Annotated in this window: 11 protein-coding genes and 2 pseudogenes; 6 read left to right on the plus strand and 7 right to left on the minus strand. The window is 60.8% G+C overall.

Annotation, left to right across the window (positions count from 1 at the left end; genetic code table 11):
- Nucleotides 1-170: IS66 family insertion sequence element accessory protein TnpB (gene tnpB / locus GCT13_RS51520; RefSeq protein ID WP_193727957.1), on the minus strand; the 170-nt coding region annotated here is incomplete at its 3' end.
- The gene (tnpA, locus tag GCT13_RS45165; RefSeq protein WP_193727958.1) at nucleotides 167-553 is read right to left on the minus strand and encodes an IS66-like element accessory protein TnpA; all 387 of its coding nucleotides are present in this window, start codon (nucleotides 551-553) and stop codon (nucleotides 167-169) included. The genes tnpA and tnpB, both read right to left, overlap by 4 nt.
- Nucleotides 554-1,755: 1,202 nt before the next feature.
- Here tnpA and GCT13_RS45170 point away from each other — a divergent pair.
- Nucleotides 1,756-2,316 (plus strand): hypothetical protein, encoded by a 561-nt coding sequence (locus GCT13_RS45170; protein ID WP_087739466.1) that lies wholly within the window; start codon nucleotides 1,756-1,758, stop codon nucleotides 2,314-2,316.
- A gap of 562 nt (nucleotides 2,317-2,878) precedes the next feature.
- Here the strand turns inward: GCT13_RS45170 and GCT13_RS45175 are convergent.
- Complete coding sequence (locus GCT13_RS45175; protein WP_087739467.1) at nucleotides 2,879-3,259, minus strand: SET domain-containing protein; 381 nt, start codon at nucleotides 3,257-3,259, stop codon at nucleotides 2,879-2,881.
- An 82-nt stretch (nucleotides 3,260-3,341) separates the two neighbouring features.
- Between GCT13_RS45175 and GCT13_RS45180 the strand changes: the two genes are divergently transcribed.
- A protein-coding gene (locus GCT13_RS45180) for an IS3 family transposase (protein WP_087739468.1) occupies nucleotides 3,342-4,522 on the plus strand; the annotation gives its coding sequence in 2 pieces (ribosomal slippage) (nucleotides 3,342-3,606 and nucleotides 3,606-4,522; 1,182 coding nt in all).
- Between the two features lie 411 nt (nucleotides 4,523-4,933).
- The gene (locus GCT13_RS45185) at nucleotides 4,934-5,212 is read left to right on the plus strand and encodes an HU family DNA-binding protein (RefSeq protein WP_087739469.1); all 279 of its coding nucleotides are present in this window, start codon (nucleotides 4,934-4,936) and stop codon (nucleotides 5,210-5,212) included.
- Between the two features lie 69 nt (nucleotides 5,213-5,281).
- Here GCT13_RS45185 and GCT13_RS45190 read toward each other — a convergent pair whose 3' ends face one another.
- The 3 genes and pseudogenes from GCT13_RS45190 to GCT13_RS51525 form a co-directional block, all read right to left on the minus strand.
- Nucleotides 5,282-5,524, minus strand: coding sequence for a hypothetical protein (locus GCT13_RS45190; RefSeq protein WP_143811146.1), 243 nt, complete (start codon nucleotides 5,522-5,524; stop codon nucleotides 5,282-5,284).
- A 527-nt stretch (nucleotides 5,525-6,051) separates the two neighbouring features.
- Complete coding sequence (locus GCT13_RS45195) at nucleotides 6,052-6,315, minus strand: DUF1488 family protein (RefSeq protein WP_087739470.1); 264 nt, start codon at nucleotides 6,313-6,315, stop codon at nucleotides 6,052-6,054.
- Nucleotides 6,316-6,441: 126 nt separating this feature from the next.
- Nucleotides 6,442-6,603 (minus strand): annotated as a pseudogene (locus GCT13_RS51525) (site-specific integrase); the annotation flags it as partial.
- Nucleotides 6,604-7,039: 436 nt separating this feature from the next.
- Between GCT13_RS51525 and GCT13_RS45205 the strand changes: the two are divergent.
- The 3 genes from GCT13_RS45205 (at nucleotide 7,040) to GCT13_RS45215 (ending at nucleotide 9,934) form a co-directional block, all read left to right on the plus strand.
- Entirely contained in the window at nucleotides 7,040-7,999 is a 960-nt protein-coding gene (locus GCT13_RS45205; RefSeq protein ID WP_218274585.1) for a tyrosine-type recombinase/integrase, read from the plus strand.
- Between the two features lie 353 nt (nucleotides 8,000-8,352).
- Nucleotides 8,353-9,084, plus strand: a complete 732-nt coding sequence (locus tag GCT13_RS50290) for a tyrosine-type recombinase/integrase (RefSeq protein WP_227747361.1) — start codon at nucleotides 8,353-8,355, stop codon at nucleotides 9,082-9,084.
- Nucleotides 8,990-9,934 (plus strand): site-specific integrase, encoded by a 945-nt coding sequence (locus GCT13_RS45215; RefSeq protein ID WP_265335351.1) that lies wholly within the window; start codon nucleotides 8,990-8,992, stop codon nucleotides 9,932-9,934. Before GCT13_RS50290 ends, GCT13_RS45215 begins: the two co-directional genes overlap by 95 nt.
- 114 nt (nucleotides 9,935-10,048) lie before the next feature.
- Here the strand turns inward: GCT13_RS45215 and GCT13_RS45220 are convergent.
- Nucleotides 10,049-11,540: pseudogene (locus tag GCT13_RS45220) on the minus strand (phage integrase family protein); the annotation flags it as partial.
- Nucleotides 11,541-11,863: the final 323 nt, after the last annotated feature.

An 11,863-nucleotide genomic window follows, 5' to 3' on the forward strand; every position in this document is an offset into this window, starting at 1 on the left:
CCGTCATACACGAGCACCTTTATACGCGTCGAGTGCTTATTGGCAAACAGATAGGCGTGGTGCGGTCGCGCCGCGCCGAACACCTTCACGACACGCGCCAGGATCGTGTCGATGCCCGCACGCATATCGATGGGCTCGGTCGCCAGCCAGATCGCGTCGATACGGATCATCGCAGCCACCCTTGCAACCAGGCTGCGCAATCGGCCGCCGCGCACAGCGGCCAGCGTACCGTCACGGTCGCCGCCCCGCGGCGCACCTCGATCTGGATCTCTGTCGAAACGACTGCCGCGCCCGGCGCCTCCACTTGCAGTGGAACAAACTCCGCCAGCGGCACGCTCATCGACTGGTGAGCCTCCCGCGCGGCGTGCTGTTCCTCCTGCGCGGCCACCCATCGACGCAGCAAATTCGCATTCAACTGGTAATGCAGCGCGACCGCGGCGATCGACACGTTCGGCTGCATCGCCGCACGGATCACCTTCTCCTTGAACTCCTTGCTGTGGCGGCGTCGCCGCGTCGGCTGCACCACTTCCGAAATCGCTTCATTCTCGTCCATAGCGTACACGTGTCCATTTAAAAAATAGGTGGACACGATCGTCGCTTCCCTAACACGCTGGTTCAAGGCGACATTGCCGGGCGCTTACGTAGGTTTGTCGGATGTTCGCGAAGGCCAAAAAGGCTAATATCCCTCGTTACGTAGGGCTCGGCCAAGAGCAGACGTTGGTCGGCGGCTTCTGTATTGCTGAGGAGGTGGATATGAATGACGTAGTCGGTCGGCAGGGCGACGTTGAGGTAACGACAACCATCGACAGACTGTATGCACTTGACCGTGCACTCCGAAACGCAGTCGATGGATTTCGTGTGCCCCGGGCCGACCAAAACATGCGGTCGATATTCGAGCGGCGGTTGCGACTGCATCCAGAGTTCGAGCGCGTGGTCGTTGGTGCTGAGTACGAGAGGGCTGCGAGGGAGCTGATAGCCTCAATCGAGGAATCTGCGGCAGGCATCGCTAGGCGCTGTGGCCAGCCTTGGCGACGAGGTCGGCCCGACAGTGGCGGTGCGAGACAAGACCACGTCGGTGGGAAAATTTGGATCCTTGGGGCGGTCGAGTTTCTAATAGAAGAGCGTCCTATTCTGCGTGGAGATATTGAACTTCGCAGGACGGAGCCTATTGCACCAGGCCTTCCAGACGTCGTCGTGGAGTATTTGGTCACTGTACCGGGAACGAGAGACCAACTCACCCGAGAAACACATGGTCACTGGGGCTACCACTATCACTACCTCGACAGCAGAAATCGTCGGTCTGACACTTTGCTAACGTTTGATCGCGATAGCCCGTCGGGCATCATGCCGACGTTGAGTTGGGAGCGGCACGCCGAAGGTCAGAAATTCAAGGCTCGGGCTGCAATGTGGGGGATCGATAAGCGCGAGAGCGTCTACTCCGTTTGTCGCCCTGATACGCTGCGCTTCAGCCTAGGTGATTTCAAACAGCCAGCGTCCGATGCGGAAGTGGTTTGGCCGCTGACTGCGAAAATGCCGGCTATATGCACTGCCTGATTTGTATGCCCATATGTACAGTGACACGCGTAGTCTGGCTTAGGCAGCCTTGGCCTTCGGCTGCACTCCGCCTGACCTGAAAACTGCCCCCGAGTCGTCGGACCAGTGCGCCGGCGACAGGGCTTTCGTCGACTCGCGGCGGGAATCTCCGGCGCAGCGACGCAGCTATTTGGTGCGCGTTGCTCTAATTGAGGAGAGGTTTTGAAAGACGAAGTGCAATCAGGCTATAAGCCTGTACAGGACGATTTGCTGAAGACGTTGGGCTTGGCGGTAATCGCGGGACAGGGCGTCGAACGCCTGATGAGCACCTGCCTGACGTTCGCATTGCACGGCGAGCCACTACAGACCGTGGAACAGTTTCAAGCCTTGCTTGAGCGGCATTCGAAAGCCACCTTGGGGAAACTGCTCAATGCGCTGCGGCAGCGGGTAGATCTTCATCCCGCCTTCGACGACCAGTTGGATCGCTTCCTCCAATACCGCAATGTCATCGCGCATAGGCTACATGACGTGCCCGGCGGTTTGGATCTTCATTCCGATGAAGGCCGGGGAAGGCTAAAGGCTTTCCTGCTCCAGTACATGGATGACGGCCAAAGCGTCTCCATGGTATTGCTGGGCGTGCTGCGGGACTGGGCGCGTCAGGTGGGCATTGATCTTCCCAGTGACCACCATCTGAGCCGGCGGATGCAGCACCACCTTGACGCCAATGTCATGCCGAACCTCGAGGGCTTAATCAGGTCCAAAGGCCGCGGCGCGTATCCATAAGTTTCAAATGCCGGCTAACAGTGTCCCACCTCGCATCGGCATTCAGTGTCTCCAGTGCTTGGCGCTGATGTCGTAGACAGTTGACGGCAGTACCTCGGCCAACTGACCTTCACGTAGGTCACTGTGGCCAAGGCCGCAAACCGTTTGGGATGACCCAGGGTGAGTTCCCCTGCAAGAGCAGACCGGCAGCAACCGCTGCGCAGCAGGCCTTGGCTCCTGACACAGGAAAGACCGAAACGGGTCGTGAGTGTGAGTTCGCGGATGCAGGTTGTTGCGGTCCTCCCGCGCGAGGCCGCCAATGTCAGCAGTCCACCCGACTGCTGACCTTAACAGAACCTGTCTCAATGTCGGCAATGGCCGATAACTCGTCGACGGGTTGTCGGGCGAACGACCGTTGTACCCCGTAAAGCGCCACGGGTAGGAGGATGGAGACCGGCGGCAACGAGTCACCAGCCGCTTACCGGACGGCGTGCGCCACTCTGAAGATTCGCAGTGCCATGCAAAGTCGCTTACGGTAAAGCGGATCGTCCGTCGACGGTGTTCGCACGGTAGCACGCCGTAGTCAGGATGACTCTGCGCGGTGGCCGATCATGGACTGCCGGCACGTGGAGGCGCCACAGTGACATACGTACTGCGCCCGAATGTCCTCGCTGATCTCACCTTCGATCTCAAGGCCATAGTCGATGAACAGCTCATCGCCGGGCTTGATGTCGGTGAGTGCATGAACGTATATGCGATCGCCCGTCTCGATTGCCTCGCAGTTGGGTGCGCACGCATGATTCAGGAAGCGGGCGCTATTGCCGCCGCGACTGCCATCGATCACGCGGCCGTCCGACAGACCAAAGACGAAAGTATGTCCCACGTCGGACCGCTGACGGGCAGCGGCGGGTCGCCATCTGGTTACTTCACCCTTGTACTGAATGAGCCGCTCGCCTGCGGCGATGGGCTGTAGCGCAAAGTGAGCTTGCCCCCGAAAAACGAATCCCTTGCTGAGCGTTTAAACTCATGCAAGGAGAAACAAGAAGATGAGCAAGACAAAGTGGGCGCGATACACGCTCGAATTCAAGCTGGAAGCGGTACGGCTGGTCAAAGCCGGCCAGAGCATTGCGGCGGTGGCTGCGACGCTGGACGTGCCGACCCAATCGATTTCCAACTGGGTCAAGGCTGAGCACGAAGGCAAGCTCGGCGGAGCCGGTACAAAGCCGGTAAGTCCAGAGCAGATGGAATTATCGAGACTGCGTGCCGAAGTGGCCCGCCTGAAGATGGAGCGGGACATACTAAAAAAGGCGTGCGCGTACTTCGCGAAGGAGTCGACGTGAAGTACGCCTTCATCGAACGTAATCGCCGTCATTGGCCGATTTCGGTGTTGTGCGAGGTGCTCGACGTCAGCCCCAGTGGCTATCATCAACGCCGGCAACGTACTGCGCAGGATAAGCCGGGCAGAAGCCGTGTGAGCGACGACGCCCTGCTGGCGCATATCAAGGCAATTCACTCACAGGTCAAGGGCGAATATGGCTGGCCACGCATGTGGAAAGAGCTGCTTGCGCGCGGCGTGCGCGTAGGCAAGGAGCGCGTGCGCAAGCTGATGGCACAGCACGGCATTCGTGCCCGGCACAAACGCAAGTACATTGCGACGACAAACTCGAATCATGGCTTGCCTGTCGCGCCGAACCTGCTGGAGCGCAACTTCACGGCGACGGCGCCGAATCAGGTCTGGACGAGTGACATCACGTATGTTGCGACGGCTGAAGGCTGGCTGTATCTGGCCGTCATCATCGACCTGTTCAGCCGGCAGGTCGTGGGCTGGTCGATGCAGCCACACATGAAGGCCGAGCTGGTTACCGATGCGCTGCGTATGGCGTGGTTCCGCCGCCACCCTGAAGCCGACGTAATCGTTCATAGCGACCGTGGCAGTCAGTATTGCAGCGGTCTGTTCCAGGACACGCTGAAAGCATACGGCATGCGCTCATCGATGAGTCGACGTGGTGATTGCTGGGATAACGCGCCGACCGAAAGTCTGTGGGGTTCGCTGAAAGTTGCACGCCTGCACGGTCGACACTTCCCGACCAAACGTGCGGCAATGGACGAAGTGGTCGATTGGCTCAACTTTTATAACGCGCATCGGCTACACTCGACGCTCAATTACGTCAGCCCCATGACGTTCGAGAAGAACTGGTTCGCCGCTCAGCAAGGTGCGGCCGCATAAATCCCTCGGCTATGGGATTCGTGAAACAGGGGCAAGGTCAAAGAGTCCCTTGCCATGCACCGATGAGCGTCGTGCAGTGATACGTCGCAGTCGCATTGTGTCGTTTCCCTTTAGTACGTCTCGATCTTCGTCAAGCCGTTCAGCTGCGAAGCATATCGCGGCAGCCGTTCGCATTCGACACGTCACATGCATATCACGCAACTAACCGTCAGCCGCTGGCACCTGCTTCCCCAGCTTCGCCAGAACCGCACCGACAGGGACGGGCGGTCAGCGAATTGGTCCGCCTGATAAAGCACATACAGTGGCGATGCCCTTCCGAAAGCCTTGCGGGTTGCGTGGCACCGCACACATGCGATAGGGTGAGCGTCCTGTTCCGCGACGCGCGGGCATTTTTCTAAAGGGAGCTCACACATGAACAGGCAGGAACTCATTGATGCGGTCGCGGCCGGCACGGGCGAAAGCAAGGCCAGCACCGGTGAAGCCATTGATGCCATCATCGAGGCCGTGACGGCCGCCGTGACGCGTGGTGAGACAGTGCAACTCGTCGGCTTCGGATCGTTTTCGACGGGCGCACGTGCCGAGCGTAGTGGCCGTAATCCGTCGACGGGTGAAACCATCACCATCCCCGCAGCGAAGACCGTCAAATTCACGGCGGGCAAGGCGTTCAAGGACGCCGTCAACGCTGCCTGACCCAGGTGTTCATGCGTGCGGCACGCGGCGACGTCTGAACCGGGAGCTCCGTGCGACCTTCAGAGCCGGTCACTGGACCGAACCGGCTAACTGTGTTCGCAGTTCACGCGCTACCTGCTCAAGCAGAGCCGGAATGAGCAGCTGTGCTTCGAGTGATCCCGCGACGCTGTAGCCACCATTGCCCGCAGCATCGATTACGACCATGGCCGTACACGCCGCACCCGTTGCATCTCTGGCGTGGGTGGCAAGCACGCTGAACTGGCCGGGCGTGCCGGGTGTATGTGCCGTGACTTGTGGCTTTCCGTCGCTCATGTTTGGCTCCGCGCTATCCGGTGTTCACCCATCGTACCTTCGCAAAACGCGGGAGGCAGGCGACAGGGTTAGCCAACTGGTCCGAATCCAGGGCCGGCGCATTCAGGATGCGCAGGTGTGAGTCTCGCAGACGACTGGCTGCCGGTAATCGAGGCGCCATCCATCCGTGAACCGTGGCGCCAGCATTTTTCTGTCGTGAGACTGAACGCTGCCAGCTCATCGGGTGTGAGGGCGGTTGCCATGCTCTTGCGATTGCCGCATGCTCCTGCCAGTCGCATAGTCCCCTATTGGCGTTCACCCAGAGGCGGGCCAGTTCAACAAGGTGCGCGATCTTGAGCCAGTCACCCGTTCGTACCAGCGAAACAGGTTCCCCGACCACGAGATAATCGGGCATCTCAACGCGGACGTCATCCTCGCGGCTCAGAGGGTTGACATGATGTCACCAGGACACAGGGACGTTCTGGCCGGAATGCAGCTTCGTTCTGCAGATCTTCGTCGCGTGCAATACACCGTTTCGCGTCTGGCGGTCAGGGGCGCGCGAAATCATCCGGCGTCAGTTCCAGACGCGCAGCGGGATGAGCGCGCAGCTTGCGCTCGGCGATCGCGCGGATGCGCCCGTATCCATCCCGGAACCTCTTCAGGGTCTGAGTCTCACTGGCCTGCGGTTCCAGCCAGAAGTAAGCCTGTAGCGCCGTGAGCGTGATCACGCATTCCACCGTTCCGTTTGCGAGCGCAAACGCGACGCCGCGGCGATTCGCGAGTACGCGAGGTTCGAGATCAATGGTTTCCATAGCTAAAGGGGGCATCGCATCGATACGCGCGACAGATATTTTTGCATACATCGTGCGGTTTCAGGGGCAGGGTCGTCGTTTCCTGCGCCTAAGGATGGCGGCGGATCCGCAGGTAGGCTGACAAGGTCATTTGTGTTTCGCAAAGGCGTCGCTCATCTGCCGCGCCCGCTTGACCTCGTCGCTGTGCAGATAGATCGACGTGGTCGACACCGAGGCGTGCCGCAGGTTGTCGCGCACGGTCGTCAGTTCTGCACCGTGTCCGAGCGCATACGTGGCGTGCGTGTGCCGCCTATCTCTTCAACGAGATAGGCGGCACTATCTTCCCTGCCGGACTATGTCTTGTAAGACTGCGATGCTGCCCCTTTCGGGGCAAATGTGCGAAGCCATATAGAGATAGTCTGAGGCTCCTTTCCGCTGCACCCCAACATCGGGGAAGGAGCTCAACGTGAAGTACGTGATCCATGATCGGGCGGTCCTTTCACGACCACCTGAAGGGCCACTTGCGGCGCCTCTCGTCTTGTTTGCAAGAGCGCTGAGTGATCAGGGATACTGTGCGTATTCCCTGCATCGACAAGTGCGCATTGCAGCCGACTTCAGCAGATGGCTTGCACACAAAGGTATCGGAATACACCACATCTGCACTGACCATGCAACACGGTATTTGCGACATCGCGCACGAATCGTTCGACTGTGCCGCGGAGATCGCGCCGCGCTCGGACATCTCATGGAATTTCTACGCAGCAGGCAGTTGATTCCCGCTGAGAAGGTGCCGGCTTCCCAACTGTCGCCTATTGAGCGAAGTATAGAGGACTACGTAGCGTACTTGCGCGAAGCGCGCGCCCTGACCGAAGCGACCATTCGCAACTACGTGCCCTTTGTCCGCAGTTTCCTGGAGGACTGCTTCGGCAACCAACCGGTCTCGCTTTCCCGTTTGCGCGCGATCGATATCGTGAGATTCGTACGACGTCAGGCACCACGTTTGCACCCGAAGCGAGCGAAGCTCATGACCGCTGGGCTGAGATCCTTTTTGCGCTATGCGAGCTATCGGGGCGACGTGGCGCTCGATCTCGCCGCAGCTGTTCCTGTTGTAGCCAACTGGTCGATGCCTGCGATTCCCCGCGCGATTGCACCGGTTCAAACCCGACGATTGCTTGCAAGCATCGATCGACGAAGCGCGGTTGGTCGTCGCGACTATGCCATTTTGCTCCTGCTTGCCAGACTTGGATTGCGGTCGGGAGAAGTAGCGTTCCTCGAACTCAGCGACATCGACTGGACCAAGGGATGCCTGACTGTTCGCAACAACAGCGGGCTGCGCAACGAGTTGCCCTTGCCCCCTGACGTCGGTAGAGCGATCGCTGCATATCTGAGTCGTGATCGACCGCCCGGCCCCTGTCGGCGGGTATTCTTGCGCTCAAGGGCTCCGTTCACTGGTTTTCGGAGCGCTTGTGCGGTCGGCTCCGTTGTGCGTCATTCGCTCCAGCGCGCTGGCATTGATGCGCCGACTATGGGAGCACACCAATTTCGCCACGGATTGGCCACCGAGATGCTGTACCACGGTGCGTCGCTCGGCGAGATCGGCGAACTCCTTGGACACAGGCACCCACAGACCACGAGGATCTACACGAAGGTCGATATCAAAGCGCTGCGTACGCTGGCCGTGCCATGGCCGGGAGGTGTGCGATGAACACGCTTCGGCAAGCGGTCGAGGAGTACGTTACCGTGAGACGAGCCCTGGGATTCAAGCTGAATGAGGCAGAGAAGGGATTGCGCGACTTTGTCGCGTTCATGGGACGACGCCGCGCCTCGTACATCACGCAATCGCTCGCTCTCGAATGGGCTCAACAACCATCACACCAGCGACCCGCAAGCTGGGCACAGAGGCTGGGCTTTGTCCGTTTGTTCGCGCGCTATCGCAGTGCAACCGATCCACGCACCCAGATCCCAGCACAGGGCCTACTTCCGTTTCGGCCGACGCGGGCACGACCATATCTATATTCGGACAGCGAGATCCGAGCGCTGCTGGACGCAGCACTTCATATGCCATGCAGGTTCGAACGGGATGAACTGCAGCCATGGACGTATCATTGCCTGTTCGGGCTCCTCAGCGTAACGGGTATGCGTCTGGGTGAAGTCAGAAACCTTGAGCTTGAAGACGTCGATCTGACGACAGGAATATTGACGATTCGCGGCACCAAGTTCGGCAAGTCGAGACTCGTGCCTTTACATGCTTCGACCTGCAAGGTATTGGCCGCCTACATTGCACGCCGGGAATGTCTTTGGACCGGGCGAACCGTGTCATCCTACGTGTTCGTTTCCAACAGGGGAAACCGGCTGGACAACAGCGAGATTCATCGCGCCTTTTATCGACTCTCCCGCCAGATTGGGCTGCGCGGCGAATTCGACAGTCACGGGCCACGGCTGCATGACATGAGGCACGTCTTTGCGACGAGAACGCTTTTACATTGGTACCGGTCCGACAGGACCCCGAGCGTCGTCTGCCCATCCTGTCGGCCTACCTCGGTCATGTCCATGTGGCCGATACGCAGTGGTACCTCAACGCTTCGCCGGAACTCATGCGCGAGTCGATGCGCCGACTCGAGCGGCATTGGGAGAACCGCTCATGAACACGTCTGCCAGCTTTGCTTCCCTTCTGGAACGGTTCTTTATACAGCGCCTGATGCAGCAGCGGCAGGCCAGTCCTCACACCATCATCTCGTATCGAGACACCTTCCGCCAGTTTCTGAAGTTCGCCGAGCAACGCCTGCATAAGCCGCCGTCAGGTATGGACTTCAAGGAGATTGACGCCCCGTTGGTCGCGGCGTTTCTGGACGACCTGGAGAAGCACCATGACGTAAGCGTTCGCAGCCGCAATCTCCGCCTCACGGCAATTCACTCGTTCTTCCGGTACGCAGCACTCGAAGCCCCGGAGCATTCCGCACAGATTCAGCGCGTGCTTGCCATTCCCAGCAAGCGCTTCACCCGCACGCTCGTCAACTTCCTGACCCGTCCGGAGGTCGACGCACTCCTTGCCGCGCCAGATCAACGTACCTGGTCCGGCCGACGCGATCATGCCTTCCTGCTGGTGGCTGCGCAGACCGGCCTGCGTTTATCCGAGATGACCGGACTCAAACGCGAGGACCTTGTTCTGGGTGCCGGCGCTCATGTGCGCGTAATCGGCAAGGGCCGTAAGGAACGCTGCACGCCGGTCACGAGGTCTACGCGAGCCGTATTGAAATCCTGGTTGCATGAGCCGCAGCGCGGTGATGGTGATGTGCTGTTTCCGAACGCCAGGGGAGGACGTCTCAGTGTTCACGGCGTGCAGTATCTGCTAAACAAACATCGAGAAGCGGCCTCAAGAGTGTGTCCCTCCTTGAACAAGAAGCGGATCACTGTCCACTGCTTGAGGCATACGGTGGCTATGGACCTTCTTCAATCGGGCGTTCCTCGCTCAGTGATTGCGTTGTGGCTCGGGCACGAATCGGTAGAAACAACGCAGATCTATCTCGAGGCGACGCTTGCAATGAAGGAGCAGGCCCTTGCGAAGATGTCGCCGCTACGCGGCAAGGCGGGGCGCTTCCGCCCGACAGACCAACTGCTCGGCTTTCTGAATAGCCTGTAGGGTCACGAAACTATGTTGGGTGATCGGGGCGATGCTTCTGTTCTGAGGCGCGCAATCCTTGGGCCAATATGAACTCTCATCGATATCGCCCGACATAGTCCGGCAGGGAAGATAGTGCCGCATCCAGTGCGGGCTCGCGCGGCGCAGCTTCTCCGCGAGGGGCGGGTGGTCAGTCTGGATCGCATTGGCGGCAAGCAGCAGAAAGCGCTCGGGGACGCCCCACAGTCGCACGCTGCTGATCGCCGCGTCACTGTCCGCTTCGAGGCTGCCGATGATCGGGGTGTCCGGACGCCAGCGTACTGCCGAAACCGGCAGGCGTCGTTCGGCCAGATAGCGGGCCAGGGCTTCCCACGCGAGCGGCGGCAGCGCCACCCGCGCCATCTTGCCGCCTTTGCCGGTGACGCGCAGCCAGTGCTCGCCGCGTGCGTCCGTCTCGACGTGACCAAGCGTCGCGCCGACCAGTTCACCCGCGCGCAGGCCCGTTGCAACGCCGAAATCGAGCAGGAAGCGAAGCCGCTGCGCGGCCGGAACCGCCCAGCCGTAAGACCATTCAAGCCCGTCGGCGATCGTGCGCATCAGCGTCCATTCGCCGTCGGTAAAGGCGCGCGAGGCATCGAGTGCCGTTGCGGTATGTCCGCCGCGCACCTTGATGCCCGCAAACGGATTGGCCAGCACGTAGCGCTGTTCGACGAGCCAGCGGAACAGCGCGCCGAGAATCGACAGTGCGTGCGCGACCGAGCGCGCGGACAGGCTGCCGTTGAAGGGCCGCCATTCGGGCGACGTGCGGGGCCGTACCGGGCCGATCCAGCGAGCGCGAGGCGAAGGGTGCCGCAGGAAACCCCGATACGCGATGGCATCCTCGGTGGTGAGCGACGACAGCGCGCGGCCGCGCTCGACGATGGCCCACAGGATCAGCCGCTCGGCTTCCTTGCGGTACGTTCGCTGCGTGGCCGGCGACTCGTGCAGCGACAGCCAGGTCTGCACCGCTTCGTAGTCGTTGGCGGCATCGAGCGTGCAGGTCGCGCGCGGCGCCCGGAACGTGCCGTCGGAGCCGTCGACCTCGTGCGGCAGTTTGAGAGTTTCCCACGGTACGACGTCGCCAGCGCTGGCTGGCGACGATCAAGGCACGCGCTTTTTCGGTGAGGCCGGGCCACGCGGCGAAAAACGCCTCGATTGAGCGGGCGCTTGCGGCGCCCAGTCCCGGCACGGCCTTCCACCACTGACGGCGGCGCGGAATGCGCACGGTCAGATCAGCGAGCGTCCGGATGCCATGCGCGTGCAGTACTCGCACGGAACGCGGGGTGAACCACTGCGTGATGTCGTCGGCGGTCTGCGGCTCCGGTGGCCGCGCCATGCGCAGCGTCTCGATGGCCTGTGCGACGGCTTTCGCATGCTGCTCGCGTTCCGACGCCGAATGGCTGAGGAGTGCTACGAGATCGTCGCGATGGGCCGTGCGCGCGACATCCAGCAGCTTGCTGCGGATGCGCCCGAGGACGCCGCGGGCCGATTGCCCGTTACCGAGTGCGGCGGGCAGGTAACGCGCCACGGCCTGCCGTACGGGCACGCCGGCGTACCAAGCGCGCAGCACGGCGAGTCTGCCCCGGATGCGGGGTACACCCCAGGGCGGTGTGGTAGCTCCGGCAACAACATAGCAAACTCGCGGGTAATATGGGGCCTTCGCATGTCGAGGGAGTGTCTGGCGCCATGGTCCAGAGAACGTCCTGCCATTGATGCGGTTCTCGTGCTTGAGGCCGTTGCTCCCGCTAACCGGGAGCCCAATCGATGACACGGAGACGAAGCAAACACTGGCGAGTACGTCTCGCTTTTGAGCCGAACCGCTATTCCAGCGAACAACTGGAGAAGGCCTACGAGCAGCTCAGTCCGATCGATGCCCGAAGCACGAAGCGTTCATCGAACGCAAGGCCTGCG

The organism is Paraburkholderia franconis (genome assembly GCF_009362735.1).
In the GTDB taxonomy this organism is placed as follows: Bacteria; Pseudomonadota; Gammaproteobacteria; order Burkholderiales; family Burkholderiaceae; genus Paraburkholderia; species Paraburkholderia franconis.

What these genes read in the sequence shown, in the direction of transcription:
- tnpA (WP_193727958.1), bottom strand. Translation starts at nt 553, where the DNA reads ATGGACGAGAATGAAGCGATTTCGGAAGTGGTGCAGCCGACGCGGCGA.
- GCT13_RS45185 (WP_087739469.1), top strand. Translation starts at nt 4,934, where the DNA reads ATGAACAGGCAGGAACTCATTGATGCGGTCGCGGCCGGCACGGGCGAA.
- GCT13_RS45190 (WP_143811146.1), bottom strand. Translation starts at nt 5,524, where the DNA reads ATGAGCGACGGAAAGCCACAAGTCACGGCACATACACCCGGCACGCCC.
- GCT13_RS45195 (WP_087739470.1), bottom strand. Translation starts at nt 6,315, where the DNA reads ATGGAAACCATTGATCTCGAACCTCGCGTACTCGCGAATCGCCGCGGC.
- GCT13_RS45205 (WP_218274585.1), top strand. Translation starts at nt 7,040, where the DNA reads ATGGAATTTCTACGCAGCAGGCAGTTGATTCCCGCTGAGAAGGTGCCG.
- GCT13_RS50290 (WP_227747361.1), top strand. Translation starts at nt 8,353, where the DNA reads ATGCCATGCAGGTTCGAACGGGATGAACTGCAGCCATGGACGTATCAT.